The following is a 26,893-nucleotide window of genomic DNA, read 5'->3' on the forward strand; positions in this document are numbered from 1 at the left end:
GTGTTACCGGGGGATGAATATTCGCAGGAGGACAGAATGGATCTGGGCATCAAGGGAAAGCGCGCACTGGTCTGCGCGTCGTCAAAGGGGTTGGGTCTTGGCTGCGCCGAAGCATTGGCGGAGGCTGGCGTCGACCTGATCATGAGCGCGCGCGGCGCCGAGGCGCTGGAGGCGGCCGCTGCCGATCTGCGCGCCCGGTACGGCGTGTCGGTCACGACCGTGGCCTGTGACGTGACGACCTCCGAGGGACAGGCAGAAATGCTGGCCGCAGCGGACAATCCCGACATCCTCGTGACCAACGCAGGCGGCCCGCCCCCCGGTGTCTGGTCCGATTGGGACCGCGATGATTTCATCGCCGCGCTGGACGCCAACATGCTGACGCCGATCGCGTTGATGAAGGCCTGTCTGCCCGCGATGATGGACCGGCGCTGGGGCCGCGTGGTCAACATCACCTCGCAATCGGTAAAGGCACCGATCCCGGCGCTTGGCCTGTCGAATGCCGCGCGTACGGGGCTGACCGGCTATGTCGCAGGCACCGCCCGTCAGGTCGCGCCGTCGGGTGTGACGATCAACAACCTGCTGCCGGGGATACATGACACCGACCGCGCCATGGCGTTGGACGGAAACGTCAGCCGTGCGCAGAACATCTCGGTCGAACAGGCGCGCGAACAGCGCGAAGGTACGATCCCCACGCGGCGCTATGGCACGGCTGCGGAATTCGGGGCCACCTGTGCGTTCATGTGCTCCGTCCATGCGGGGTTCATGGTCGGTCAGAACGTCCTGCTGGATGGCGGCGCGACGAACGCGACCATCTGATCGCGACGCCCGTGGTTGGCGGCGCTATCTGTGCCGCCAACGACCGGCGAAATAGGCGAAAGCCAGGACGATCACGGCTGCGTTCGCGGCGAACAGACCGACAAGCGTTGCGCCGTTCTGCACGACGACACCCACCAAGGCCCAGATGACGGCGGCGGCATAGGCGGGGGACGGCACGCGCCAGAGCATCGCCAACGTGATGACAAGGCCCAGCGCCAAGGCCGCGATGGCCCATCCGTCCGGCCCGAAGGGGGCAAGGCCCCATCCCGCCGTCAAGAGGCTCAGCGATACGCAGGACGCCGCCGTCAGCCACCCGGCATAGAGCCCGACGGGACCGCGCAGAAGATACCGGTCCGACGTCGGCGTGCGCAGCAGCGCCACAAGCGCACCACCCAGCATCACCCAGATCAGGACGGTCGCCCAGATCGGTGATGCCACGGCTACGGCCAGCCAGATGGCGCCGACCGCAAGACTGACCAGAAGGGGCAGGCGATGGGCATCCCACGCAGGCTCCTCGGCCCGTTTCCACAGGCCGAATCCCGCACCGACGATCAGCCACAGATAGATCAGGCCCCAGATCGAAAAGGCGTAGCCGGCCGGTTGCACCGGTGGTTCCTCGATCGGCACGGGGAATTGCGTGGGGTCGTAGCCCCCGAAGCCCGGCACGAAAAGGGGCGAGGCAGCAAACGCGAGGGCAGCAAGCAGAACGAGGATGGCGCGCAAACGCATGGCGGGGCCTTTCATGTCACACCGCGAAGATAAGGCGTCGGTTGGCGATTGCGATGGCTTTCGCACGGGGTGGGGCAAGACCGTCATCGTGGGGCAGCGGCGGGGCCGGGTGGGCCACCCGCCTGCGCGCCACGCACCCATGGGTCGAAGGGGGCAGGCCGCCCCCTTCGGGTCGATTGCGTTACTGCGCCCAGCTGACGCCGGTCAGGTCATTGGCCTGCGTCGGGGCGTTTTCCCAAAGTCCCTGGACGCGGGCATCGGCGACACCGGTCTTGGCCAGCTGGAACAGGTATCCGTTGACGTAATCGTCCGCGATCATCTGCTGTGCGCTCTGCAGGATGGTGGTCCGCTGTTCGGCGTTCGCCGTGGCTTCCAGATCGGACATCAGCGTCTGGAACGCCGGGTTGTCGTATTGGAAGTAGTAGTCGGGACGCGCGTAGATGTTGATGTCGGCCGGTTCCGTATGGCTGACGATCGTCAGGTCGAAATCCTTGCCGCGAAACACCTGTTCCAGCCACTGGGCCCATTCCAGATTGCTGATCTCGGTCGCGATGCCGACATCGCGCAACTGGCTTGCGATGATCTCGCCGCCGCGGCGGGCATAGCTGGGCGGGGGCAGCATCAGGCGCAGGGTCAGATCCGTGGCGCCTGCCTCCTCCAACAGGGCGCGGGCGCGGTCGGGATCGAAGGCGGATTGCTCCGTCAGGTCGACGTAGTCGGGGTTGTGCGGCGCGAAATGCGTACCGATCGGCGTGCCATAGCCGAACATCGCACCGTCGATGATCGCCTGCCGGTCGATGGCGTGGCTGATCGCCTGACGCACCTTGGGATCGGTCAGCGACTTGTTGTTCATCGCAAGGATCGTCTCACCCTCGGTCGACCCGACGATGACGCTGAACCGGGGATCGGCGGCAAAGTTCGACAGGGTCTCGGGCGCGGGGAAGTTCGGGAAGGCATCGACGTCGCCGGCCATCATCGCCGCAAAGGCCGCGTTCGGGTCCGAGATGAACTTGAACGTCGCTCCGGTCAGCGCCGGGGCCTCGCCCCAATAGTCCGCATAGGCCGACAGCTCGACCCGGTCGCCCTGCACCCAGTTTTCCATGATGAAGGGGCCGGTGCCGACCGGGGCGGTGGCGTTGGTCTCGGCGCTTTCGGGGGCGACGATGACCGCATCCCCCCACGCAAGGTTGAACCCGAGGTTCCCGTTCGGCGCGCCCAGCGTGATGCGGACAGTGGTCGGATCGACGGCCTCGACACTCTCGATTCCGGCGAACAGCGCCTTTTGCGCGTTGGTCGATTCCTCGGCGCGCGCGCGATCGAGGCTGAAGACCACGTCATCGGCATCCATGGTGGTGCCGTCGTGGAAGGTCACGCCTTCGTTCAGGGCAAAGGTCCAGACGGTCCCGTCCTCGGATACGTCCCACGAGGCGGCGAGTGCGGGCTGCACGGAGCCATCCGGGCCGAACCGCGTCAAACCTTCGAAGACATTGGCATAAACGACCTCGTCGATTGCGGCGGCGGCGCCTGCGGTCGGGTCGAGGTTCGGCGGCTCCAGCTGCATGCCGATGGTGATGTCGGTCTGCTGGGCCATGGCCGAGGTTGTCGTCAGGGCGATAAGGATCGCGGCGCGTGTGAGCATGGGTCTTCCCTCCCGGTTGTGCCATCAGACTATGCAGGCACGATGGATGGGGGCAAGCGGCCAAAAGGGCCGTCAGGGCCGCCTTCCTTCAGGTTACCGGCCCGGATCGTGCCCGTTCAAGCGAACACTTTCGGCGCCGTGGGGGTCAAAGGCGTTCGAGGTAGGTGCGTACCGCCGTCTGTACGTGGCGAAACCGGTCGCCGCCCAGGTGCTTGCCGCCATACCAGCGGGTCACGATCACGACGTGATCGCGCAGGTCCGCCCGCTCCAGCATCCGCAGGATGACCATGCCTGCGCCGGCCTCTCCGTCGTCGGCCTTCAGGGGGGCGTCTTCGGTCAGAAGGGCCCATGTGTTGTGCGTTGCCTTGGCGAACTTCTTCGTGCGGCACAGCGTCTTGACCACGGCGCGGGCGTCGTCGGCGGATCGGGCCGGGGCCCCCGTGACGGCATAGCGGCTGCCCTTGTCGTTGATGTCGAGATGCAGGGTCTTCACGCGCGTCTCAGCCCAGCAGATCGTTCAGGGCCAGCGCCATGATCTTGCCGCTGTCGACCATGTCGTCGATGCCGATCCATTCGTCCGGTTGATGCGCAAGGTCGAGAATGCCGGGCCCGTAGGCGATGCAGTTCTTCAGCAGTCCGATCCGGTCGATGTGTTTCTGGTCGTAGGTGCCGGGCGAGACGACGAATTCGGCGCTTTTGCCCAGAACGGCGTGAACGGCATTCTGCACCGTGGTGACGACCGGCGCATCCTCGTCCGTCATGGTGGGGGCGACGGACCACAGATCGCGGACCTCGTATTCGAAATCGGGGCGGCTGGCCTTGATGCGCTCCAGCATGTCGGTGATCTCGCCCCGGACCTCGCCCTCCGTCTCCTCGATCAGGTAGCGGCGGTCGATGGTCAGGACGCAGCGGTCGGGCACGCAGGCGGAGGGCAGGCCGGTATAGCCCTCGGGCTGCACGGGTTCGCCGCCGTGGATGGAGTTGAGGTTCAGGGTCGAGGAGCGCGCGCCTTCGGGGACCACGGGCATGGCGGTGTGCTTGCCCGCCAGCAGGGGGAACAGATGCGCCTCCATCTCGTCCAGCACGGCGCCCATGTGACGCACGGCGCAGTCGCCGAGGAAGGGCATGGAGCCGTGGGCGATGCGGCCCTTGGTCTCGATCTCGGCCCACCAGACGCCGCGATGGCCCAGACAGATACGGTCCTTGTTGAGCGGTTCGGGGATGATGACATGCTGCACGCGGGTCGGGTCGAACCAGCCGTGTTGCGCAAGGTAGGCGACACCGCCGAAGCCGCCCGATTCCTCGTCCGCCGTGGCGCTGATCTCGATCGCGCCGGCGAAATCGGGGTGGGTGTCGGCGAAGACCTCGGCCGCGATGATCGAGGTGGCAAGCCCGCCCTTCATGTCGCAAGCCCCGCGTCCGTAGATGCGGCCGTTCGCCACCTCGCCGCCGAAGGGATCGCGGGTCCACCCCTCGCCGACGGCCACGATGTCGTGGTGGCTGTTGAAATGGACGCAGTCGCCCGCGCGCGCCCCCTCCAACCGGCAGACGACGTTCCAGCGCGGATAGGCGTCGCTGTCGCCCGGGGCCCCTTCGGCGCGGATCAACTCCACCTGCCAGCCCCGCGCGCGCATCCGGTCCCCGACCAGATCGCAAACCTCGCGGTAGTGAAGGCCCGGAGGGTTCAGCGTGGGAATGCGGATCAGATCGCGGGTCAGGGCGATCAATTCTTCGCGCCGCGCTTCGATTCCGATCAGCAAGCTATCCATTCTACCTCCTGTTTCGCGGTGTCGCGGGGGTCACACTGCGCACAAACATCTTGCCGCACCACCGCAAACCCGGAAAATCATGCCGGAAACTGTGCGATACCAAGCACAGTTGATCCGACAGGGGGCGCAGCCGGTGGCCGAATTCGACGTAGAAGTTCAGGAAAGCCAGCGGCAGGTTGCCGAGGCGCAATCCAAGATTTCCGAAATCACGAGCCGGATCGAGGCGGCCCGCGTCAAGCTGGACCAAGGTGTCACCATCGACGTGGAGACCGCGACGCTGGCGGATGTTCATGCCCATACCGAGACGATGAATGCCAACATCGCCGAGCTGATCATGGGACTTGATGATGTGACCGCCGGGTTTTCCAAGGACTTCGACGAGATGCGATCCAAGACTGGCATGGAAAGCTTCATCGGCATCTTCGCGCGTGGCAAGGCCGAGGCGATGCGGCAGGAGCGCCTGCGCTCCGCCTCCATCGATGACAAGTTGCAGGACCTGATTGCAAAGTCGGACACGATCACGCGTCTGCTGCAGGGGCAGCTTGCGATGCTGAACGATCAGCGCAGCAAGGTGGAGGCGAACCTGTCGAGCACGCTGGAAGACCGCGAGGCCGCGGTGTCCGAGCTGGAGGCCATCCGCACGCGGATCACGGCCATGGACCCGGAACTGATCACGCTGGAAAACAAGATCAGCGTCGAACAGGACGCCGCCCTGCGCACGCAGCTTGAAACGGATCTGGCCCTTGCCAACGCGCGCCACAACGACCTGGTGCAGCAGGAACAGGTGGCGCTGGCACGGTCGCAGACGCTGGAGCGCTATATCGAGCAGGGCAAGACCTGGGTCGACAGCCTGCAGAACCAGGCGGCCACCCAGATGGTCCTGATCAATAAGCTGGAAACGGACACCAAGCAACGCGTTGTCCTGTATGACGCGCTGTCCAAGTCGCTCAAGACCGCACAGCAACAGGACGTGGCGCACCGCATCAACGAGATCGGCGTCAAGACGGACGAGGAGGCGCAGCAGGCCATGGCGGCGATCGGGGCCGCGACGAACGCCCGGATGGCCGAGATGCTGGAATCCCACGAAGATCACATGGTCTTTGCCCGGGATGTTCTGGAAGCCAAGGCAAAGGCCGATGACCGCTTCGCCCGCCGTTTCGCGGCAATCGTCGAAAAGCACGACAAGAACCTCTACGGCGGATAGGCGGGTGGCGGGGCGCGAGCAGGCAAGACCGATGATCGTCCGCTGCACCGAAGATCGGCCAAGCGCATGACGCTGAAGGAGGATCTGATCCGCGATCATGCGGGCCTGCAGGAGAACCGTCAGGCACGCCGGTATTTCGCCAAGTTCGAAACGATCCTGTCACATCTGCCACGTGTTGCCGCGGAGATGGAGCGCGACAGTCGGCTGAGCCGACCCGAGCTGGACGTGCTGGGCCGCCACCTGACCGGCCTGAACCACACGTTTCGCGCCCTGTCCCACAAGTACCTGATGACCGGGCGCGACACGGGCGTTTTCCTCGGGTCGTTGACGGTCGATCGTTCTGCCTCGGGCTTTCCCGTATTGCGGGAGCTTTTGTCGATGGCATCGGATGCCGCGCAAGCGGGTGGGCCGGGCCCGCCCATGCCCAGTCCGACAGCCCTGAAGGACGCGATGATCACCGCCATCGTGGCAGAGCGTCGGATCCCGACAGACCTGCAATATGCAATGTCCCAGCGGCTTTATCATGATGAGTTGCGGCAGGGGGATCTGTTCTGGCCGCGCAATGACGTCGCGCGTCTGGATCTGGGCGGCGACCCGGCGCGTCACATCTTGCACTGGTCCGCGTGGGACGGTCAGCGCAACCTGCCGGTGATCTGGATGATGGAGGTCGAGGACGTCGGCCGCACGCCCCTGGCAGAGGATTACACCCGTTGGACCCGGATTCAGGGGCATCTGATGGCGCAGGCCCTGCCGGAGTTGAAGCTGTTGACGGTCGCAAGGGGGGTCGACGGCGATTTCGACCACCTGCACCCGAAACGTCTGCGCCGTCTGACGGTGGGGCCCATGTATTCCTCGGCCTTTACCCGCCAGACGGAAGGGTTGGGCGCGGTGCTTGCGGCGGCCCGTGCCCCGGCCGGGGAAGACTGGGCCCTCGCATGGACGTTGGAGACGCTGGAGGCCGAACGCACGGAGACCGAAAGGACCGGCTGGTTCTCGACGGCCGAAAGGGCGGTCTGGCGTCTGCCGCCCCTGATCGGTGCGGATACCGGGGCCACGACGATAGAGCGGGCCGCGATCCTGCCGGAACGGGTCTATCAGGCCCTCGTCGAATCCCGTGCGCCGGGTTTTTCCGATGTCGTCACCTATGTCGTCGGCAGGGGGCGGTTGTGGCGGGCCGGATGACCGGCACCCTGACCCGAGCCGCGCCGGGATCAGGGGTGTTCGCGCGATCGGCCACGATGCGATGGGAGGAGGCCGCATGAGCCTGTCGGGTGATGCGATGGAGTTGAGCGAAGCACGGATCGTCGCGCAATACGCAGCCGCGCTGAACCTGATGACGGGTTTCGATCATGCCCCGCGGCTTGGGGTAGCATCGGAACGCCCCGTGGCGGAACGATCGCCCGGAATTGGAACGCGGTCGCGGTTTCGATCGACGACGCCGGGCCTTGCGACGCGGTCGACGGCGCGCAGGTCGGGCGGCGTCCACCTGCGCGAGACGGTGGAAGGCGAGGGGCTGATCTCGCCCATCCGGGCACAGGTGCTGCACGCCCTGCGGCGGGCCCTCGCCATCGCACTTGCCATTGGCGAGACGGTTCAGGACCGCAGCGGGCTGGACGTGTTGAAGGCCGCGAACCTTGCCAGGCGGCTGCAAGCCTCCGAGCGGGGGCGGTTTTCTGAACTGCTGGAGGCCGAGGCGCTGGCCGTCGGCTATGTGTTCGCGAATGCCCTCGCGTTCCTGATCGCGCCCTTGCGCGGAAGCGATGCCCGCGAAGTCCCCCCACCGGAGGAAGTGTTGACCGACAACGCGGGCCTGATGCTGGAAGGGGTGATCTGGGAGATCGATCAAAGGTTGGACGGGCTGGATGACGCGGCCATGGTCGCGACGCTGGCCGCGCAGGCCGAGGCCTTGATGGAACGGCTGGCCGATCGCGCCCGCCACACGCCCCGCGCGTCGGTGTTCGCGGGCACGTCCTACCGGGTCGAGGCCGATGACCTGACGTTGAACGGGTTCCACCCCGCGCTGCGGGCGGCGGGCAAACCCCTGACCATGCAATTCAAGAAACCGCACGAGGTGGTCGGAAACCATATCGCCAAGCATCAGGCCCTGAAGCTGTCCAAGATGCTGATGGCCTATGATTTCGAGCGGCGCATGAACCCTTTTGCCGACTTGGGCGGGTTCATCTTTACCTTCATGGGCGACGGGGCACCGGGCACGGGCAAGACGACGCTGATCCAGATGATGGCCGGGATGATTGCCGGTTACTGCGAGGTCGCGGGCTATCCGTTCCGGTACGAGAACCTGTCGACGGACAGTATCGACAGCTATCAGGGGAAATCGGCGCAGAACGCCAAGGCCTTTATCAATGGGGTGCTGGACCCGTCGGTAATCGGATTCGGGACGATCGACGATATCGACCAGTTGGCGGGCAATCGCGGCGACCGCGCCGCCAGTGCAGGACAGTTGGAGATCACGGCCGTTCTGATGGAGAGTTTCGCGGGTGCGAACACGGTGGTGCGGGGGAATTGCACCTTCGGCATGTTCTCGAACTATCCGGAGAACGTGGACGACGCGTTGCGGCAGCGGGCGGGCGCGCGGTTTCTCGTGGATGGGCCGCAGACGCGGGACGACTACATCGACATCCTGTCCCTGTTGTTGGGCAAGGGGCACGACATTCCATTGGGCGACCACGACCTGTTCGCCGCGCAGGAATTGACGAAGGCCCTGTCCAAGAGTTTCGCGCGCCATGACCGCCCGCAAGAGGTGAAGCTGGCCGAAGTGTTCGACGATGTGCGCGGGCGGATCGGGGATCTGGATACGATTGCCAAGATCGGCACCTACCTGAAGGGGATACAGGCCGCCGACGCGCGGTTCACCGGGCGGGCCATCAAGAACATCACCGACGCCGTGAAGGTGCGGGCGATGGACGTGGAACTGCCCGACGCGTGGTTCGAGGCGCCCGAGACCTTCATGCACCGGTCCTACGATGACAAGCTGGCGATGGTGTCCGAAATGCGCGTGCCGATCACCACCGAGATGGTGTTGCAGGAGATCAACCGCTACGCCGACAGCGAATTCCGCTATGCGAACAAGGCGGACGAGACGGCCATCGAAGACGCGGTCCGCGATATGGGCAGGATGGCCGAGGCCAGGCGCCGGTACACGGCGGGGCGCGGATGATCGTCGGGCTGATCCTGCCCCTGATCCTGCTGGCCATTGCCGGATGGATCGTTCCGGCCGGGCTGGGACGTCTGTTGCCGCGGTCGCTCGTGTCGTTGGTGGCAAACGCGCTGATCTCTGCCGGGGTCCTGCTCCTTCTGGCGATCGTCCTTTTCGTCTGGCTCTACGGGCCCGCCGCGGGCCGCGTCTGGGGCGAGGCGCCGGCCTATTTCTTGTTGCTGGGGGTGCGGTCCGGCCTGATCTGGGCGCCTGTCATGGTCTTGTCGGTGGCGAACCTGCCGCGCGGATGGGCGGCGGCGGACTGGGCGGCCGATGACAGGATGCGGCCCCGGAAACGCAAGCGGGGCACCCGATGAAACGGTTGATCGAAAGCGGCCTGATGTTCGGCGGCCTGTTCGAGGTGTCGTCCCCCGCCCTGGTAGAGCGCTACAATCGCGCGTTGGAGCACCTGACGGCCAAGCGCACGACGTTGGAGCATTTTCACATCGACATCAGCGGCTTCTCCCCCGAGGTCGGGGATGAGCTGGGCGATATGGCCTATCTCAACCCCGGTGGCTGCAACCGGCAGATCATCCTGCTGTCGACGCGGCAACGGGATGCGCCCCTGCTGGAGATGCAGTTTTCCACGACGCAGGCGATCCTGCGTGACTTCATCGATACGAACGAGGCACAGCTGTTCACCCTGACCGCGCGGGACGCGGTGGCCGGGGAGTTGCAGAACTCCGTCTTTTCCGTCCCGGTGCCGCAGCGCCTGCTGGATATCCGGTCCGTCACGGTCGAGGCGGATACGACGACGGGAATCGTGCGGGACGCGGCGAAGCTCGACGCGATGATTGCGCGGTTCCGCGGGGAGGAGGATGCTTGGTGGGATGACGTGCTGGTTGCGCAGATGATCGCGCTGGCCCGATCCACCGGCGATGTGACGCGCGCGCCCGTCCTGTTCGATACGCCGACCTTCCGGCAGGAGGATTTCTGGACGGCGCATTATGGCGGCGTCTATGTCTTCCGCTCTGTCGCGTCCCCCGGTGTCGTGGCAAACGCACCTTTCCCGGCGAACGGGATCGAGGTGATGGACCTCGCCGATCGTCATCGGATCGCGACATTCCTGCAGGCCAACGGGTTGGTGCAACCGATCGTGGAAGGGCGGGGGGAAGCGGCCGCCAGCATCCTGCGCGAAAAGCTGGACCATCTGGTCATCGATGCCCTCGGGCGTATGGGGGCGTTGCCGGATCATATCGACGAACGCGCATTGCGGCGCGCGATGCAGCAGCATGGCGCGGACCTGCCGGCCGAGGTGCAGTCGCTGGGCGCGATGCTGGCATGGGCCGAAGGGCGCGCGGGCTGGCCCGCTGTCGACAGCGGCAATGCCGCCTATTTCCATACCTTGCGTGCCGCGCCCGGACCGTTGCGCGATCTGGTCAACATGCTGTTGGCGGAACTGGCGCCACAGGATTTCCGACAGCTTCACATCTGTCATAAGCCCCTGTTCTACGACCGCTACCGGGCCGCGCCCGAGGCGTGGAAGCTCTGGGTCGCGGAACGGTTGCAAAGGGACTACGCTGCCGACAAGGCGGGTGTCTGGGCAAATCTCTATGCGTCCGATGTGGCCACGCCGATGCCAAAGGTTGCCAAGCGCGCGAAAGGACCGTGGGGATGATGGGATTGTTGAGACTGGTGGTGATCCTGTTGGTCGCGCTGACCGTGGTCTACTGGTGTCTCGTGTTCTGGTTCCGGGCGGGTGAGAAGGCCCGGCTGGAGGAGGAATGGGTGCGGGACCAGCCGCCCCTGCCGCAGCATACCTTCGTCGAGAACGGGATCCGGGAATATCAGGGCAGCCTGCGTCGCAAATTGCTGTGGGGTGTTTATATCGTGCCCATCTCGCTGATATGCGGGCTGATCTATTTCGTGAACTACGCCTGAGGGGGCTGCACATGCGCATCGTCAAATGGGTCCTTGGCCTGACCCTGTTCGCCATCGTCGCAGGGTTCCTGCATTACACCCTTCCCCAGACGGATATCGTGCGCGTGGTGAACACCGAGGTGCGGCGGGTCGACTTCGGCGAGAACTCGATCTTCTGGGCCGCCGCCGACGTCGGCACCGGTGAAGCAATCAACCGCGACGTGCGTTTCATCGAGACCATCGCAACGGACGGCGACCCCAAGGTCTATCGCAACGAGGACACGGGCTGGGGCTGGCCGCCGTATTTCAAGCTCGACTCCTCCAACCTGCAGACCGAGGCGCGGGATCTGGTATCGTCCTCTGCCGATCCTCGTTGGGTCGCGATGACGCATTATGGCTGGCGGTCCGAGTTTCTGACCATTTTCCCGAACGCGGTCGGCATCCGGCCGGTCGACGGACCGGACGTACGCATCATCCCGTGGATCAACATCATCGTGCTGACGATCCTTGCGGCAATCGTCTGGGCGATCGCGGTGCGGGTGCGCCGCTTTCGCCGGAACCGCATCGATCCGTTGATCGAAGACGCGGGCGAAGCGTGGGACGATGCGGGCGACCGCGTCGCGGAACGCCGCAAGGGATTCCGCGCGTGGCTGGACACCTGGAGGGGAAAGCCGCGCGTCTGACCGCGCGGCGGCGGATCAATCCCGGTTGCGCGCGCCCAGCTTGGTGATCGCTTCCGGGTCCACCTTTGTCGGTGCCCACAATGGCACGCCGGACCGGAAGGCGGCCCGCCCGATCATATGCGCCGCCACCGGCGCCGTGATCAGCAGGAATACCACGATGACGACGGCCCGCGCGATCGTCGGGGCGTCACCGATGCCCGCCGCAACCGCCAGCATGATCAGGCCGGACGCGAGGGTTCCCGCCTTGGTCGTGGCGTGCATGCGGATCAGGACGTCGGGCAGGCGCAGAATGCCCAAGCCGGCGATGAAGGCGAAGAACCCGCCAAGCAGGACGCAGGCCGACAGGAACAGCTCCAGGATCATGGGGTGTCCTCCGACGTGGCGGCATTGCTGCGCAGCTTCTCGGCCGCGGGGCGGTCCGCCTTGCGTTCGACGAAACGCGCCAGTGCGACGGTCGCCAGAAAACCGATCAGTGCCAGAACGACGGCGACGTCGAGGAACGCGCTAGACCCGCTTTCAAAGACGAACAGACCGCAAAACGCGACGATCAGGACTGTCATCGTATCGAGCGCGACCACCCTGTCAGGCAGGCTCGGCCCCTTGGCAAGGCGGATGAAGGCCAGCACGATGCCCGCCATCACCAACACGAACCCGACCTGCACCGACCACGCGAGGATCGGCATGTTGTCCACCAATGGTGTCGTTACCGCTTCGTTCATTCCAACGCCTCCCGCACCCAGCGTTCCATTCCGTTTTCGATGCTGGACGCAATCACCTCCGGATCGTCGGCGAACATCGCGTGCACGAAGAGGGTGTTGCAATCCTCGGTCACATCCAGCGACAGGGTGCCGGGCGTCAGCGAAATCAGGTTGGTCACCAGCAGAACCTCCGCCTCGCCCTTGGCGCGCAGGGGAACGGCGACGATGCCCGGCCGGGCCCGGTGGCGCGGGGTCAGCACGTCCCATGCGACCGACAGGGACGACACGACAAGTTCGTAGTGGAACAGCACCAGCAGTTTGATCCAGCGCCAGACCCGAATGAAATAGCCGCCGCCCCGGTTGTCGAACAGCGGCTGCACGACCCAGAGACAGACGAAACCGACGACGAAACCGATGGCAAGGCCGGGCAGGGTGAAGGTGCCGGTCAGGGCAGCCCAGGCAATGGCAAGGATGATGTTGAGGAGGAACAGGCTCATGTATCGGCCCCCAGAACGGCTTCGATATAGGCGGTCGGGTCCAGCAGTTCGGCGGCCGCGCGTTCGGCGATCAGGATGAAGGGCTGCGGGAACAGCCCGATGAGCACCGTCATCGTGGCCAGCATCGCGATCGGGAACAGCAGGGTGACCCGCTCTCCCATCGAAAGGGACGACAGGGTGGGCACGACACCGCCGGGGTGCGGTTTCCAGAACGCCTGCCCCCAGATCTTGGTCATCGAGTAGATCGTCATCAGGCCGACGGCCAGGGCGATGAAGGCAACGATCCACATCTGGATATCCATCGATGCCTTCACCAGCACATACTTTGCCCAGAACCCCGACAGGGGCGGAAAACCGGCCAGCGAGAAGGCGGGGATCAGGAACAGGAAGGCGAGCAGCGGCGCGCCTTTGTAGAGGCCGCCGATGCGGCCCAATTCCGTCCCGCCAGCGATGCGGTTGGCGACGCCGGCCACGAGGAACAGGTTCGCCTTCACGATGATGTGGTGGACGAGGTAGAAGACGGCCCCGACCATCGCCAGCGGTGTCATGAGGGCAAGCCCTAGGACCATGTAGCCGATCTGGCTGACGATGTGGAACGACAGGATGCGCCGGAAGTCGGTCTGTGCGGCCGCGCCCAGAACGCCGGTGACCATCGTGGCACAAGCCACCCAGAGCAGGATCGTGTGGGTGAAGGCGATGTCTTGGGTAAAGACCAGCGTGAACATCCGCATCATCGCGTAGACGCCCACCTTGGTCAGCAGTCCGGCAAAGACCGCCGACACCGCGAAGGACGGCGTGTGGTAGGAGGCAGGCAGCCAGAAGAACAGCGGGAAGACCGCCGCCTTGACCCCGAAGCCGACCATGAACATCACCGCGATCACCGTCATCAACCCGTCGTCGACGGTGGCGGCGACACGGCTCAGGTCGGCGAGGTTCAGGGTGCCCGTCGTGCCATACAGAAGGCCGATGCCCGACAGGAACAGGATCGTCGAGATCAGGTTGAGCGTGACGTACTTGATGCCCGCATCCAGCTGCACCCGCCGCCCGCCCAGCACCAGCAGGCCGAAGGACGAGATCAGCATCACCTCGAACCAGACATACAGGTTGAACAGGTCGCCGGTCAGGAAGGCGCCGGTGACGCCCGCGATCAGAACCTGGAACAGCGCGTGATAGCCCAGCTCCTCCATCTCGTCGGTGACATCGGTGACGGCATAGATGCTGACCGCCAGCGCCGTGATGCCGGTGATGACGACCATGACGGCGGACAAAGTATCCGCGACCAGCGTGATGCCGAAGGGTGCGGGCCATTCGCCCATCTGCGCGGCGACGGTGCCCTGGGTCCAAACCGCTTGAAACAGCATAAGGGCGGCGACAAGCATCGCACCGGACCCGACGACGGAAATCCAGCGCCCCTCGCGGTTGCGGCGGAACAGGAAGGCCAGGACCGCCGTCGCGAAGGCGATGATCAGCGGCAAGGGCAATAGGATTGCGGTGCTCACGTCCGCTCCTCCGGTTCGGCAAGGCGCATTTCGTCGGAATCCAGCGTTCCGAGGTTCTGGTAGCCGCGATAGATCAGCACGAGGGCGAAGGCGAAGAGCCCGAAGCCGATGACGATGGCCGTCAGCACGAGGGCCTGCGGCAGGGCGTTGGCGACCCCCTCGGGCGGCGCGGTGGCGCCGTAGGCGATCAGCGGCGGCGCCTCGGGCGTCAGGCCGCCGGAGGCGAAGATCAGCAGGTTTGCCGCGTTCGACAGCAGGATCAGACCGAACAGGAAGCGCAGCACGTTGCGCGCCAGCATCAGGTAGACGGAGGCGGCGACGAGGGCGCCGACCATGATGGCGATGAAGACCTCCATCAGACTTCCTCCTCGAGCGCGAGAACAAGGGTCAGGACGGAGCCGAGCACCACGAGGTAGACACCGATATCGAACACCAGCACGGTAGACAGGGGCAGGCCCTTGTCGGTCTCGGTCGCGCCGAGGAACAGCCATTGCCCCTTGAACAGCGCATCGCCGAACAGGAACGCGGACACACCGGCGATCAGGGCAATTCCCAGTCCGACCATGGCGATGGTCTGCGGCTCCAGCCGCAGGGCCTCGCGCGCGGCGCGGCACCCGTGGGCGATTGCATACAGGATGAAGCCGGTCGCGCCGATCAGGCCCCCGATGAAGCCGCCGCCCGGTTCATTGTGCCCGCGCAACAGCATCCAGAGCGAGAACATCAGAAGCAGCCCGACCAGAAGCCGCGTGGCCGCACGCACGATCAGAGACGATTTCACGACGATGTCCCCCCCTTTGTTCCGCGCAGCAGGGCAAAGGCCCCCAAGGCCGCGATGACGACGACTGCGACCTCGCCGAATGTGTCCAGCGCCCGAAAGTCGACGAGGATCACGTTTACGATGTTGCGGCCATAGGCGACCGGAACCGACGCGCTTTCGAAGAATTCGGTAAGGCGCAGGTCGAAGGGCGTGGCCATGACAGCCAGCAGGATGATCGTGACCAGCCCGCCCAGCACCAGCGCCAGCAGCAGGTCCCAGACGCGCAGCGTCTTGACGTATTCATGGTTCAGATGCGGCAGTTTCAGCATGGCGACGGCCACGAGGACGACCTGCAACACCTCGACCAGCAGTTGCGTGATCGCCACGTCAGGCGCGCCGAACATGATGAAGATCAGCGCGACGCCGACGCCCACGACGCCAAGGGCGGCGACGGCCGTCATGCGCGAATTGGTGAAGGCGACGATGGTGGCGCCTGCGGTAATGAAGATCAGGACGGACCAATGCTTGATGCGGATGTCATAGCCGAGGTCCAGTGCAGGCGTCAGGCCCGCACGCCAGACCGACCAGGCAAGCACGATGGCGAGGGTCAGGAAGGTGATGAAGATGTAGCGGCGCAACTGACCCGTCTGGATCAGGCGCGTCTGCCATCTGGCGCCGGCGGCGACACCATCCAGGAGGCGGTCCCAGCCGGGATCGAAGCGTGACTTCCACCCCGACAACCATGCGCGCAGACGGATATGTCCGAGGTAGAGCGCAAAGCCCGCCGCGAAGGTCGCCAGCGACAGGATCAACGCGGCATTCACGCCCCCCCAGAGGTAGAGGTCGACCTTGACCGCTTCGCCCGCGACGGCAGCGGCGGCCGGCCGGACCAGCCCCTCGGCCAAGTCGGGAAACAGGCCCAGGGCAAGGCCCAGCACCGCCAGCAGCAGCGGCCCCAGCAGCATGGGCATCGGCCCCTCGTGCGGGGTGACGGGCGTGTCGGCGAGCTTGCCGGTGAAGGGACGCCACGCGACGATACCCGCCGCCACGAACATCAGGGCCGAGGCCGCGAAGGTGCAGACCGTCACCCAGAGCATTGCAGGCTGCGCATCGAGCGCGGCCTTGTACATGAACTCCTTGCCGATGAAGCCGAACAGCGGCGGCACACCTGCCATCGACAAGGCGGCCAGCGCGGCGGCAACGGCGGTAAAGGGCATCGCACGGACGAGGCCCCGAAGAACGGTCGCATCCCGTGTGCCTGTCCCGTGGTCGACGACCCCGATCATCAGGAACAGGGCCGCCTTGTAGAAGCTGTGCACCAGCAGAAAGGTCATCGCGGCCTTGATCGCCTCATGCGTGCCGATGCCGATGAACATCACGAGGGTGCCCAGTGCCATCAGCGTCGTATAGGCCAGCACCTGCTTGATGTCGGTCTGCTTGATCGCGAGGATCGAGGCAAAGACCGCCGTGACCCCGCCAAAGATGACCAGTGTCCAGAACCAGATGTCCGTGCCGCCCAGAGCGGGGTTCATGCGCGCCAGCAGGTAGACGCCACCCTTCACCATCGTGGCCGAGTGAAGATAGGCCGACACCGGCGTCGGTGCCGCCATCGCGTTGGGCAACCAGAAGTGGAAAGGCACCTGTGCCGACTTGGTGAAGGCCCCGGCCAGCACCAGCAGCAGGATCGGCAGGTAGAGGGGGTGATCGGCCAGCGATCCTTCGATCGCGGAGATGTCGAAGGTGCCGGTCGCGGCGGCGATCAGGATTATCCCTGCCAGAAACGCAAGGCCCCCCGTGCCCGTCACCAGCAGGGCCTGCAGGGCATTGCGCCGGGACGCGCCCTTGTCCGCGTCGAACCCGATCAGAAGGTAGGAGGAAATCGTCGTTACCTCCCAGAAGACGAAGAGCGACAGCAGGTTGTCCGACAGCACGAGGCCCAGCATCCCGGTCATGAAGGCCAGCAGATAGGTTACGAACCGCGCATAATGCTGATGCCCGCCAAGGTAGGACGTCGAATAGAGCGTCACCAAGGCCCCGATCCCGGTGATCAGCAGGGCGAATGTCAGGCTGAGTCCGTCGAGCAGAATACCCAGGGACACGCCGAGTGCCGGAACCCATTCCCACCGCCACGACAGAACGTCACCCGCCGCGACCTGCGGCACGAACTGGGCAAACCAGAAAAACAGGCCCAGCGGCACCAGGACCGAGATCCATCCCGCCGGTCCCCCAAGGGTCGGCCCCCTGCTGTCTGTCTTTGCCATGACGTCCCCGGTTTTGCGTTGCGTCGTTACATAGGCGAATAGTTTGATTGTTCAAACACTCGGTATAAGTAAATTTCAATAGCCGTTATCTATCGCGAGCATCATGCCTACCTTGCAGCAATTCAGATACCTCGTCGCGGTCGCCGACACGCTGCACTTTCGTCGTGCGGCCGACAGCGTGCACGTGACACAGCCGACGTTGTCGACGCAGCTTCGAGAGCTGGAGGAAAAGCTTGGCGTTCAACTGGTCGAGCGGTCCCGCTCGGGCGTGTCGCTGACCCCCATCGGACAGGAGGTGACGGCGCGCGCCCGTCGTATCCTGCGCGACGTGGCCGACATCTCGACCGTGGCGCGCGCCGGGGCGGACCCGTTCGCAAGCACCATCCGGGTCGGCATCGTCGGCTCGCTGGGGGGGTATTTCCTGCCGCTGGTGATTCCAGCCCTGCATGCGGCTTATCCGGCGCTGACTTTCTACGTGCGCGAGGGGCTGGCCGCCGACCTGATGACCCGTCTCGGGGATGGGGCGCTGGACCTTCTGTTCTTTCCACTGCCCGTTTCGGAACCCGGCCTGCGCATCGCGCCTCTGTTCCATGAACCGCTTCTGGTCGTCATGCCCACGGATCACCGCCTGTCCGACCGATCCGTCGTGGATCGATCCGATCTGAGGGGTGAGACGGTCATGACCCTGGAAACAGGCCACCGCCTGCATGATACGGTTGCAGACCTCGTCGCGGAAACCGGCGCGCATCTGTCGCTGGACTACGAGGGAACGTCCCTCGATACCCTGCGACAGATGGTGGCCACGGGGCTTGGCCTGTCCATCCTGCCCGCGCTCTATGTGCGTTCCGAAGTGGCGCGCGAACAATTGGTGACGGCGCGCCCGCTACGTGATCCGCAGCCGGGTCGCGATATCGGGATGGTCTGGCGTCGCACCGCCGCGCAGGGCGGCGCCTTCGAGCAGTTGGCCGCCGACATCAAGGCGGCGCTGCGCGACGCGGCGCCAGAGGTGCGCGTCATCGACTAGCCGGACAGATGCACGGCAAACCACAGGGACTGCGCGGCGCGTTATTGAACGCAAAGGGGGCGTTGCGGCCCCCCCATTTCGTCAAAGGCCGAACGGAACCCAGATGGTCTGCACCTCGGTCGCTTGTGCGAGCCACGTTGCGCCGTCGGACGCGGACCAATCCCGTGTCCGGCCGTCATTGACCCATGTCCGCTTGAGGTCCTCGGCAGCTTCTTCCTCGATGATCCCCGAGATGTCGCTGGCCGAGAACGACCAGACCCCGTCCACACCCTTGTGCCCGGCCATCTGCGACGCAAGTTCGCCGTGGGGGCCGGTCAGGATGTTCACCACCCCCGCGGGCACGTCCGACGTATCGAGCACCTGATACAGATCCGTTGCCGTAAGCGAGGCATGTTCCGGCGCAATCAGGACGAGGCGGTTGCCGGTGGCCAGTGCAGCGCCGATCACCTGTGCCATGGCCGTCAGGGGCGATTCCTCGGCGGCGAAGGCCCCGATCACGCCGAGCGGACGGTTCAGGGCAAGCGCCAGCCCGCCCATCGGCACGCCCAAAGTGCGGCCATCATGCTTGTCGGCCCAAGCGGCCCAGCGGAACAGATGGCGCGCGGCCTCCTCGGTCGTGTCCTTGGCACCCTGTGCGGCAAGACGGGCATCGAATTCGTTCGCGCGGGCCGACAGGTTCTCGGCCAGGTAATACAGGATCTGCGCGCGCAGGTGTCCGGTCGATCTGGACCACCCCTTGGCGCCCGACGCCGCCTCGACCGCATTGCGCAGGTCCTTGCGGTTGGCGATGCCGACTTCGCCGACCTGTCCTTTCGGCCCGAAGACCGGCCGGGTATAGCCGCCATCGGGGCGGGCCTGCTTGCCGCCGACGTACATCTTGGCCGTGCGGTCGATGCCGTCGGTTGCAATAGTGTTGCCGTCCTTGGTCTTAATCGGTTTCAACGGCCCTGCCACGGCGGGGCGCAGGTAGGCGCGAAGGCCTGCCTGTCCGCCTTCGCGGCCGAAACCGCTTTCCTTCATGCCACCGAAGGGCGCGGCGGCATCCAGCATGTTCGTCCCGTTGACCCAGACGACGCCCGCATCGATGCGCGGCGCGGTGTCCAGCGCAACGTCTATGTCCTGCGACCAGACCGATGCGGCCAGCCCGTAGGTCGTGTCATTGGCAAGTTGCACCGCCTCGGCCGGGGTGCGGAAGGTCGTCATGGCGAGGACGGGGCCGAACACCTCCTCCTGCATCAGCGGATCGGCAGAGTGCAGGTCCGTCACGAGGATCGGCGGCAGGTAGCAGCCTTCGGGCGCGGTGCCGCGATGCACGGTGCCGGATGTGCGGGCCAGCATGGCCTCGACCCGGGCCTTCTGTTCGGCATGGACCATCGCGCCCATGTCGATCGACTTGTCCAAGGGATTGCCCACGCGCACGCGGGACATGCGGGCCCGCAGGCGCGCTGCGAAATCCTCGGCGATGCCTTCCTGAACCAACAGGCGCGAACCGGCGCAACAGACCTGTCCGCCGTTGAACCATATCGCATCGACCAACCCTTCGACGGCCCCGTCGATATCGGCATCCTCGAACACGATGTAGGGGGATTTTCCGCCAAGCTCCAAGGTCAGGCCCATGGCGCGGCCCGCCGTTTCGCGCCGCAGGATCCGACCCACCTGGGTGGAGCCTGTGAACGCCAGCTTGTCGATTTCGGTCCGCGCCAGTGCCGCGCCTGTCGCCCCGTCGCCCGTGACGATGTTGACGACGCCCGGCGGCACCCCGGCCTGATCGCAGATATCGGCGAAGGCCAGGGCCGTCAGCGGCGTCCATTCCGCAGGCTTCAGAACGACCGTGTTGCCCATCGCAAGCGCAGGCGCGACCTTCCATGCCAGCATCAGGAGGGGGAAGTTCCACGGCACGATCTGACCGCAGACTCCCCAAGGGGTCGCACCCGGCATCGTTTCACCGCGCAATTCGGCGTGACCCGCGTGGTGGTAGAAATGCCGCGCGGCGAGGGCCACGTCGATGTCGCGCGCTTCGCGGATCGGCTTGCCGGTGTCCAGCACCTCCAGCACCGCAAAGAGGCGGGCGTGCTTCTGCAGCCCCCGAGCGATCGCATAGAGGATCCGGGCGCGCCGATGGTCCGGCATCCCGGCCCAGTCGGCCTGCGCGCGGCGCGCGGCCTTGACCGCGGCGGCGACATCCGCCTCGGTACCTTGGGTAATCCGGGCAAGGTCCTCGCCGGTGGCGGGGTTCGTCGTGGCGAACCCGTCCGCCGGCGCCAGACGTTTGCCGCCGATGTAATGCCCGAAGGTCCGCCCGTGGGCATCAAGCCATGCGTCCGCTTCTGCGCGGCCTTCGGGGGCGGGGCCCCACTCCATGCTTTCGAAAATGTCGGCCACGGTCATTGGGCTCCTCCGGAAAAGATGGTCTCGGCCCAGCTGGCCGCGGACAGGACGATCAGCGATGCCACCAGCCAGTACAGCCATTCAGCCGTGGCGGTGCGCGCGAACTGGCGCTGTTCGGGCGACATCTGCGCCATGGTTTCGTATGTGCCGATCCCGCGCGCCCGCGCGCGCCGTTTCTGGCGCAGCGCGATGGCCACTGCGGATCCTGCAACCAGCAGGCAGGCAAGGGTGAACAGGATCATCCGACGGCGTGGCGGTGCGCCACCGAATAACGGCCGGTCACATGGTGTTCCAATTGTCGTTCGATATCACCCAGCAGGGAGGATGCGCCGAAACGGAACAGGTCGGGCCGCAACCAGCGGTCGCCAAGCTCTTCCTTGAGAAGCGACAGGTAGGTGATCGCGTCCTTGGCCTTGGAGACGCCACCGGCCGGCTTGTAGCCGACCTTGAAGCCCGACGCGCCCTCGTAGGTGCGGATCGCGCGCATCATGGTCAGGCTGACAGGCAGGGTGGCGTTCACGGCCTCTTTCCCCGTCGATGTCTTGATGAAATCGGATCCGGCCATCATGCAGACCATGGACGCCTTCATCACGTTCTTCAGCGGTCCCAGTTCGCCCGTGGCGAGGATCGCCTTCATGTGGGCGTCACCGCAGGCCGCGCGCATCTGTGCCGTTTCATCATAGAGCGCGGCCCAGTCACCCGTCAGGACATGGCGGCGGCTGATGACGATGTCGATCTCGGTCGCGCCGGCGGCGACGCTTTCCTCGATCTCGCGCAGGCGCAGGTGGAACGGTGACAGGCCGGCGGGAAATCCGGTGGACACGGCCGCGACCGGGATCCGGCCCGCAACCGCCTCGACCGCGGTCGGGACCATTTCGTGATAGACGCAGACCGCGCCCGTGGTCAGGTCGGGCAGGCCGATCGCCTGAAGCAGATCCGGACGAACGGGGGACAGCGCCTTGGCACACAGGCGGCGTACCCGTCCCGGCGTGTCATCGCCCGACAGGGTCGTCAGATCGATCATGGTGATCGCGCGGGCCAGCCATGCGGCCTGCCAGTCCTTCTTGAGGGACCGACGACCGGGCAAGGTCGCGGCCCGGCGCAGCGTGGCCGGGGTATTGACCCGGACCGCCTCCACGACCGCGGGGTCAAAGGGCAAACCCGCATTGCGGGGCAGATCGGAAGGGTGTGTCAAAGCGAAGGCCCGGAATGTGTATCAGATCGGAAGGCACGGGCGGCGTGGGGCCGCGCATGCCTGATTGGAAAACGTCGCATGGCATCGGGATTGGCGCAACCGTCACCCAAGGGGAAGCAGGGGGATCGTTCCGCGAACGCAGGGGACGTCGGGCACGCCGCGCGACTGGCGGGGACGGGACCGCGGCACCCGTGTCGGCACGGCCGGGGCCGAAAGGCTCAGTTCAGGTCCTGATACGCCGCAAACGTGGTCGGCACGGTGATGGAGGTCAGCGTCGCCTCGATGTCGTAGGCAAGGGCCTCGATCGATCCGGCGACACCGTCGAACATGAAGGCGCTGATTCCGATGGTTGCCGCAGTCAGGATTGCCCAGTCGATGACGACGCTTCCGTCCTCACCCGAAGCGAATCCCCTTATATGTGCAGTCAAACTCATCACATTCGGGATGCCGGGCAATCATGACCAGAATGGGTCCGGGTCAGGCTGAACTGCGGACGATTTTGGCGAACTTTTCGAAGACTGCGCCGGAACCTGACACAAGATGGCCGTCTTCCAGAAGGGTTTGCGTCTCGGGGCGAATGGGTTCGACGATACCGCCCGCCTCGCGGACCAGCAGGCTGCCGGCGGCCCAATGCCAAGGGGACAGGCCCCGGTTCCAGTAGCCATCGATTCGTCCTGCCGCGACATAGGCAAGATCCAGCGCGGCTGCCCCGAATTGGCGCACGCCGGTGCAGGCGGGGGCCAGCTTGGCAAGATCCTTGATGGCGGCAGGCAGGTAGCGGTTGCCCGCGGTGGGCAGGCCGGTCGCAAACGTGCCCTCGATCAGGGCGGACCGACCGGCAACGCGCAGACGCTGCCGCCCGTCGAGCCAGGCGCCGGACCCTTTTTCAGCCCAAAACAGCTCGTCCTTGGTAGGATCATAGATCACGGCAGAGGTGATCTGCCCCTTGTGTTCCAGCGCGATGGTGACCGCCCAATGGGGCAGGCCGTGCAGGAAATTGGTCGTGCCATCAATGGGATCGACGATCCAGCGGCGCGTCGGATCCTGACCTTCCACTTCGGCGGCGCCGTCGCACAGCATGCCATAGGTCGGACGCGCCTCAATCAGGGCCTCGCGGATGGTTTCGCCTGCGGTGCGGTCCGCACGCATCGCGAAATCCTGTGGGGCCTTGGCCGAAATCTGGAGATTCTCGATCTCGCCGAAGTCCTTGTTCAGTCCACGTCCCGCCTTGCGGGCGGCCTTAATCATGACGTTGAGATTGGCACTGCCTTGCATCTGTCGCGCTCCGAAGGGGGTCGGGTAGGCAGCGCGTCTAACCGATGGCAGGTCGGGGGACCAGCCCATCCGTGCATCGTCGGTACATACGCCCTAACGGACCTGCTGGATCTGATCGCCGCGTTGCAGCTTCAGCGGCTCCGTCCGCATCAGGCGCAGCACGTTCGCCATGAAGGGTTTTGCGGCATCGGTCTGTCGAATGGCCGCATAGAGACGGCGGGTGATGCCGCCTTCGGTCAAGGGGCGGGTGACATAGTCGGAATTGTATCGCACCTCGCGCACGACCCAATCCGGCAGGACGGAAACCCCCCGGTTCGATGCCACCAGCAGCAGGATCACGGCGGTCAGCTCGACCTGCCGGATCGAGGCAGGTTCGATTCCGGCGGGCGTCAACAGCTGGCTGAACACATCGAGGCGCGGACGATCGACGGGATAGGTGATCAGGGTCTGGCCCGCGAAATCCTCGGCGGTGATGAAGGGCTTCGCGGCAAGCGGATGCGCGGAAGACGCGAGGAAGACGGGTTCATAGTCGAACAGCGGCGCGAACTCGACGCCGGGAATGTCATCCGGATCGGACGAAACGACGAGGTCGACGTCTTCGCGCTGCAACGCCGGCAGGGCCTGAAACTGCAATCCGGGACGAATATCGACATCGACGTCGGGCCATGCGCGGCGGAACTGTTCCAGAACGGGGAACAGCCATTCGAAACAGGCGTGGCATTCGATGGCGATGTGCAGGCGACCGGTCTTGCCGGACTTCAGGCCGGCGAATTCCTGCTCGACCGCCTCGACCTGCGGCAGCACCTGATCGGCGAGGCGCAGCAGGCGGTGCCCCGCAGGTGACAGGGTCATGGGCTTGGAGCGGCGGATGAAAAGCTCCACCCCGATCTGATCCTCGAGGTTCTTGACCTGATGCGACAGCGCGCTTTGCGTGATGTTCAGGCGTTCGGCCGCCCGGGCAAGGCCGCCGCAATCCTGGATCGCGCGGATGGTGCGAAGATGTCGGAATTCGATGTTCAGGCGCATATCGCACGGAACTCATGTTGATGATGAGGATTATGAACCTGTCTCACACCGCCATGGTTTGGCACAAGGGGACAACGCCAAAAGGATTCCGCCATGCCCACGCCGTCGATCAGCTTCGAGTTCTTCCCGCCCAAATCCCTGGAGGCGTCCTTTCGTCTGTGGGATTGTGTCAGCACGCTTGCCCCTCTTGCCCCGGAATGGGTGTCTGTCACCTATGGCGCCGGCGGCACGACGCGCGAATTGACGCGCGAGGCCGTCGCAACCCTGGGCAAGCAGTTCGACCTGCGCGTGGCCGGGCATCTGACCTGCGTCGATGCCTCGCGCGAGGAAACGATGGAGGTCGCACGCGGTTTCCGGGCCGCCGGGGTGACCGATATCGTGGCCTTGCGCGGCGATGCCCCCAAGGGATCCGACCGGTTCGAGCCGCATCCCGAAGGGTTCAACAATTCGCTGGAACTGATTGCCGCGCTTGCGGCGGACGACTTCAACGTGCGTGTCGGCTGCTATCCCGATACCCATCCGGAGGCGGCGGGCGCCGACGCGGATATCGCGTGGCTCAAGCGCAAGATCGATGCGGGTGCCAGCGAAGCGATTTCGCAGTTCTTCTTCGACGCAGAGACATTCCTGCGGTTTCGCGATCGCTGTGCGGCCGAAGGGATCGACGCGCCGATCGTGCCGGGGATCCTGCCGATCGAGAACTGGAAAGGCGTGTCCAAGTTTGCAGCCGCCTGCGGGACGACGATCCCCGATGATCTTGCCGCTGCCTTCGAGGTTGCCGTGCGCGACGGCCGCGAAGACCTTCTGGCCATCGCGCAGGCGGCGGAACTGGCGGATACGCTGGTCAGCGAAGGGGTGGAACATCTGCACTTCTACACATTGAACAAGCCGGAACTGACGCGGGATGTCTGCGCCGCACTCGGCATCGCGCCACGGTCGGCGTTGAGCCGGGTGGCCTGACACCGCCACAGGCGCTAGCGTCTCCGCAGCAATGCAGGGACGCCGATGTCTGATACCATTTCGAACGCCACCCGCCTTGGCAGGGACGAGGTCCTTGCCCTGTCGGGTCTGCAATTCATGCAGGGTATCCTCGATGGGACGGTCCCACCCCCGCCCATCGCGGGTGTGCTGAACTATCGCGTATCACGGGTTGCGGACGGGCGGGTGGTGTTTGACGGCACCCCGCTTGCGCAGCATTGCAACCCCCTCGGCACGGTCCACGGTGGGTGGTACGGAACCCTTCTGGACAGCGCGATGTCCTGTGCGGTGCATACGAAGGTGCCTGCCGGATCGATCTACACCACACTGGAATACAAGGTGAATGTCACGCGGGCGATCCCCGTCGGCATGGCCGTCACCGTCGAAGGGGTCGTTCAGCATGCGGGCCGCACGACGGGTGTCGCGACAGGTGCGATCCGGGGTGTCGATGACGGCAGGATCTATGCCACGGGGTCTGCAACCTGTCTGATCATGACAGGGTAGGACGGCGGCAGGGCGGGACCCGCCCGATGGTCTGGCGGAAAGGAACGAAAGCCGATGGAACGAATTCGCGACAGTTTCGCCCGTCAGGGGATGATGCACACCTTGGGCGCCCGGTTGGAGCATGTGGGCGAGGGGGTCGTGCGGATCGTCGCCGAGGTCAGCGCCGCCACATCGCAGCAGCAGGGGGCAGGGCACGCCGGGCTCACGTTCTCGCTGGCGGATTCGGCCGCCGGTTATGCCGCGCTGACCCTGATGGCCCCGGATCGTGAGGTGGTGACTACGGAGTTCCGCATCACCCTGCTGGCCCCGGCGCGCGGCAGGCTGATCGCCGAAGGGCGCGTCCTGCGCCCGGGGCGCAGGCTGATCGCGGTGGCGGCGGATGTCTGGGGCGAAGATGACGTGCATGTCGCGACGGCCCTTGGCACGATGGTCCCGGTGTCGGCGTGCCCCTCATGACCGGTGGAACAGATTTGCAGCAGCTGATCGCTGGGATGCGGCCGGAATTGATGCCGGGCGTTTTCGTTTTTGTGACGACGCAGGATGTGACCGTTGCGGGATTGCCGGCACGCATGCGGTTCGAGGAAGCGGAAGGGACCACCCTGATCATGACCGCCGAGGAGGCCGCGCAAGCCGGCCTTGCAGGCAGCTTCCGGTCACGGATGATCACGTTGAACGTGCATTCGTCACTGGAGGCGGTCGGCTTCCTTGCGCGGATCGCGACCCGACTGGCAGCCGAGGGAATGGGCGTGAACCCTGTTGCGGGGTTCTACCACGATCACCTCTTTGTTCCGGAAGATCGCGCCGAGGATGCCATGGAAACCCTGCGGGAGATGGCCGCCACGGCGCGATAGGCGGCCGGCCCCTCGGTCCCGTCCCG

General features: G+C 65.4%; 30 protein-coding genes. 13 read left to right on the plus strand and 17 right to left on the minus strand.

Annotation, left to right across the window (positions count from 1 at the left end):
- Positions 1-36 precede the first annotated feature (36 nt).
- Positions 37-816: an SDR family oxidoreductase gene (locus V6N07_RS13140; protein ID WP_371156754.1), complete on the plus strand. Its 780-nt coding sequence runs from the start codon at positions 37-39 to the stop codon at positions 814-816.
- 24 nt (positions 817-840) lie between these two features.
- Here V6N07_RS13140 and V6N07_RS13145 read toward each other — a convergent pair whose 3' ends face one another.
- From V6N07_RS13145 to V6N07_RS13160, 4 genes are all read right to left on the minus strand, one after another.
- On the minus strand, positions 841-1,560 hold the full coding sequence (locus V6N07_RS13145; protein ID WP_371156755.1) for a hypothetical protein: 720 nt from the start codon (positions 1,558-1,560) through the stop codon (positions 841-843).
- 166 nt (positions 1,561-1,726) lie between these two features.
- Entirely contained in the window at positions 1,727-3,184 is a 1,458-nt protein-coding gene (locus V6N07_RS13150; RefSeq protein WP_371156756.1) for an ABC transporter substrate-binding protein, read from the minus strand.
- Positions 3,185-3,329: 145 nt separating this feature from the next.
- Positions 3,330-3,677 (minus strand): YigZ family protein, encoded by a 348-nt coding sequence (locus tag V6N07_RS13155; protein WP_371156757.1) that lies wholly within the window; start codon positions 3,675-3,677, stop codon positions 3,330-3,332.
- A gap of 7 nt (positions 3,678-3,684) precedes the next feature.
- Positions 3,685-4,953: an acetylornithine deacetylase/succinyl-diaminopimelate desuccinylase family protein gene (locus tag V6N07_RS13160; protein ID WP_371156758.1), complete on the minus strand. Its 1,269-nt coding sequence runs from the start codon at positions 4,951-4,953 to the stop codon at positions 3,685-3,687.
- Positions 4,954-5,032: 79 nt separating this feature from the next.
- Here V6N07_RS13160 and V6N07_RS13165 point away from each other — a divergent pair, with 79 nt between their 5' ends.
- The 7 genes from V6N07_RS13165 to V6N07_RS13195 all read left to right on the plus strand — a co-directional run bounded on the left by V6N07_RS13165 (position 5,033) and on the right by V6N07_RS13195 (position 11,917).
- Positions 5,033-6,157: a hypothetical protein gene (locus tag V6N07_RS13165; protein ID WP_371156759.1), complete on the plus strand. Its 1,125-nt coding sequence runs from the start codon at positions 5,033-5,035 to the stop codon at positions 6,155-6,157.
- A gap of 66 nt (positions 6,158-6,223) precedes the next feature.
- Positions 6,224-7,339 carry a hypothetical protein gene (locus tag V6N07_RS13170; RefSeq protein WP_371156760.1) on the plus strand — a complete coding sequence of 372 codons (1,116 nt, stop codon included), beginning with the start codon at positions 6,224-6,226 and terminating at the stop codon, positions 7,337-7,339.
- A 76-nt stretch (positions 7,340-7,415) separates the two neighbouring features.
- Positions 7,416-9,335 carry an ATP-binding protein gene (locus tag V6N07_RS13175; RefSeq protein WP_371156761.1) on the plus strand — a complete coding sequence of 640 codons (1,920 nt, stop codon included), beginning with the start codon at positions 7,416-7,418 and terminating at the stop codon, positions 9,333-9,335.
- The gene (locus V6N07_RS13180) at positions 9,332-9,691 is read left to right on the plus strand and encodes a hypothetical protein (RefSeq protein ID WP_371156762.1); all 360 of its coding nucleotides are present in this window, start codon (positions 9,332-9,334) and stop codon (positions 9,689-9,691) included. Before V6N07_RS13175 ends, V6N07_RS13180 begins: the two co-directional genes overlap by 4 nt.
- On the plus strand, positions 9,688-10,992 hold the full coding sequence (locus V6N07_RS13185) for a DUF6638 family protein (protein WP_371156763.1): 1,305 nt from the start codon (positions 9,688-9,690) through the stop codon (positions 10,990-10,992). Before V6N07_RS13180 ends, V6N07_RS13185 begins: the two co-directional genes overlap by 4 nt.
- Positions 10,989-11,255, plus strand: a complete 267-nt coding sequence (locus V6N07_RS13190; RefSeq protein WP_371156764.1) for a hypothetical protein — start codon at positions 10,989-10,991, stop codon at positions 11,253-11,255. Before V6N07_RS13185 ends, V6N07_RS13190 begins: the two co-directional genes overlap by 4 nt.
- A gap of 11 nt (positions 11,256-11,266) precedes the next feature.
- A complete protein-coding gene (locus V6N07_RS13195; RefSeq protein WP_371156765.1) occupies positions 11,267-11,917 on the plus strand; it encodes a DUF1523 family protein in 651 nt (216 codons plus the stop codon).
- A gap of 15 nt (positions 11,918-11,932) precedes the next feature.
- Here V6N07_RS13195 and mnhG read toward each other — a convergent pair whose 3' ends face one another.
- The 7 genes from mnhG to V6N07_RS13230 are packed head-to-tail and all read right to left on the minus strand — an operon-like array spanning position 11,933 to position 17,629.
- Positions 11,933-12,280 carry a monovalent cation/H(+) antiporter subunit G gene (gene mnhG / locus V6N07_RS13200; protein WP_371156766.1) on the minus strand — a complete coding sequence of 116 codons (348 nt, stop codon included), beginning with the start codon at positions 12,278-12,280 and terminating at the stop codon, positions 11,933-11,935.
- A complete protein-coding gene (locus V6N07_RS13205) occupies positions 12,277-12,636 on the minus strand; it encodes a monovalent cation/H+ antiporter complex subunit F (protein ID WP_371156767.1) in 360 nt (119 codons plus the stop codon). The genes mnhG and V6N07_RS13205 overlap by 4 nt, the downstream gene beginning before the upstream one ends.
- A complete protein-coding gene (locus tag V6N07_RS13210) occupies positions 12,633-13,112 on the minus strand; it encodes a Na+/H+ antiporter subunit E (protein ID WP_371156768.1) in 480 nt (159 codons plus the stop codon). Before V6N07_RS13210 ends, V6N07_RS13205 begins: the two co-directional genes overlap by 4 nt.
- Positions 13,109-14,611, minus strand: a complete 1,503-nt coding sequence (locus V6N07_RS13215) for a Na+/H+ antiporter subunit D (protein WP_371156769.1) — start codon at positions 14,609-14,611, stop codon at positions 13,109-13,111. The genes V6N07_RS13210 and V6N07_RS13215 overlap by 4 nt, the downstream gene beginning before the upstream one ends.
- Entirely contained in the window at positions 14,608-14,967 is a 360-nt protein-coding gene (locus tag V6N07_RS13220; RefSeq protein WP_371156770.1) for a Na+/H+ antiporter subunit C, read from the minus strand. The genes V6N07_RS13215 and V6N07_RS13220 overlap by 4 nt, the downstream gene beginning before the upstream one ends.
- Positions 14,967-15,389 (minus strand): Na+/H+ antiporter subunit B, encoded by a 423-nt coding sequence (locus V6N07_RS13225; RefSeq protein ID WP_371156771.1) that lies wholly within the window; start codon positions 15,387-15,389, stop codon positions 14,967-14,969. Before V6N07_RS13225 ends, V6N07_RS13220 begins: the two co-directional genes overlap by 1 nt.
- Positions 15,386-17,629, minus strand: a complete 2,244-nt coding sequence (locus tag V6N07_RS13230) for a putative monovalent cation/H+ antiporter subunit A (RefSeq protein ID WP_371156772.1) — start codon at positions 17,627-17,629, stop codon at positions 15,386-15,388. Before V6N07_RS13230 ends, V6N07_RS13225 begins: the two co-directional genes overlap by 4 nt.
- Positions 17,630-17,741: 112 nt before the next feature.
- Here V6N07_RS13230 and V6N07_RS13235 point away from each other — a divergent pair, with 112 nt between their 5' ends.
- Entirely contained in the window at positions 17,742-18,653 is a 912-nt protein-coding gene (locus V6N07_RS13235) for a hydrogen peroxide-inducible genes activator (protein ID WP_371156773.1), read from the plus strand.
- Positions 18,654-18,734: 81 nt separating this feature from the next.
- Here the strand turns inward: V6N07_RS13235 and V6N07_RS13240 are convergent, their stop codons facing one another.
- From V6N07_RS13240 to V6N07_RS13265, 6 genes are all read right to left on the minus strand, one after another.
- Positions 18,735-21,041 carry an aldehyde dehydrogenase family protein gene (locus V6N07_RS13240; RefSeq protein WP_371156774.1) on the minus strand — a complete coding sequence of 769 codons (2,307 nt, stop codon included), beginning with the start codon at positions 21,039-21,041 and terminating at the stop codon, positions 18,735-18,737.
- Complete coding sequence (locus V6N07_RS13245) at positions 21,038-21,283, minus strand: hypothetical protein (protein ID WP_371156775.1); 246 nt, start codon at positions 21,281-21,283, stop codon at positions 21,038-21,040. The genes V6N07_RS13240 and V6N07_RS13245 overlap by 4 nt, the downstream gene beginning before the upstream one ends.
- Complete coding sequence (gene deoC / locus V6N07_RS13250; protein ID WP_371156776.1) at positions 21,280-22,236, minus strand: deoxyribose-phosphate aldolase; 957 nt, start codon at positions 22,234-22,236, stop codon at positions 21,280-21,282. The genes V6N07_RS13245 and deoC overlap by 4 nt, the downstream gene beginning before the upstream one ends.
- Before the next feature lie 218 nt (positions 22,237-22,454).
- Complete coding sequence (locus tag V6N07_RS13255; RefSeq protein WP_371156777.1) at positions 22,455-22,670, minus strand: hypothetical protein; 216 nt, start codon at positions 22,668-22,670, stop codon at positions 22,455-22,457.
- A 43-nt stretch (positions 22,671-22,713) separates the two neighbouring features.
- Positions 22,714-23,511, minus strand: coding sequence for an inositol monophosphatase (locus V6N07_RS13260; protein WP_371156778.1), 798 nt, complete (start codon positions 23,509-23,511; stop codon positions 22,714-22,716).
- Between the two features lie 93 nt (positions 23,512-23,604).
- Complete coding sequence (locus tag V6N07_RS13265; protein ID WP_371156829.1) at positions 23,605-24,531, minus strand: LysR family transcriptional regulator; 927 nt, start codon at positions 24,529-24,531, stop codon at positions 23,605-23,607.
- 99 nt (positions 24,532-24,630) lie between these two features.
- Between V6N07_RS13265 and metF the strand changes: the two genes are divergently transcribed.
- The 4 genes from metF to V6N07_RS13285 are packed head-to-tail and all read left to right on the plus strand — an operon-like array spanning position 24,631 to position 26,867.
- Entirely contained in the window at positions 24,631-25,494 is an 864-nt protein-coding gene (metF, locus tag V6N07_RS13270) for a methylenetetrahydrofolate reductase [NAD(P)H] (protein ID WP_371156779.1), read from the plus strand.
- 45 nt (positions 25,495-25,539) lie between these two features.
- Entirely contained in the window at positions 25,540-26,016 is a 477-nt protein-coding gene (locus V6N07_RS13275) for a PaaI family thioesterase (protein WP_371156780.1), read from the plus strand.
- A 54-nt stretch (positions 26,017-26,070) separates the two neighbouring features.
- Positions 26,071-26,472 carry a PaaI family thioesterase gene (locus V6N07_RS13280; protein ID WP_371156781.1) on the plus strand — a complete coding sequence of 134 codons (402 nt, stop codon included), beginning with the start codon at positions 26,071-26,073 and terminating at the stop codon, positions 26,470-26,472.
- The gene (locus V6N07_RS13285) at positions 26,469-26,867 is read left to right on the plus strand and encodes an ACT domain-containing protein (protein ID WP_371156782.1); all 399 of its coding nucleotides are present in this window, start codon (positions 26,469-26,471) and stop codon (positions 26,865-26,867) included. The genes V6N07_RS13280 and V6N07_RS13285 overlap by 4 nt, the downstream gene beginning before the upstream one ends.
- Positions 26,868-26,893 lie beyond the last annotated feature (26 nt).

It is taken from the genome of Jannaschia sp. 2305UL9-9 (assembly GCF_041403465.1).
In the GTDB taxonomy this organism is placed as follows: domain Bacteria; phylum Pseudomonadota; class Alphaproteobacteria; order Rhodobacterales; family Rhodobacteraceae; genus Jannaschia.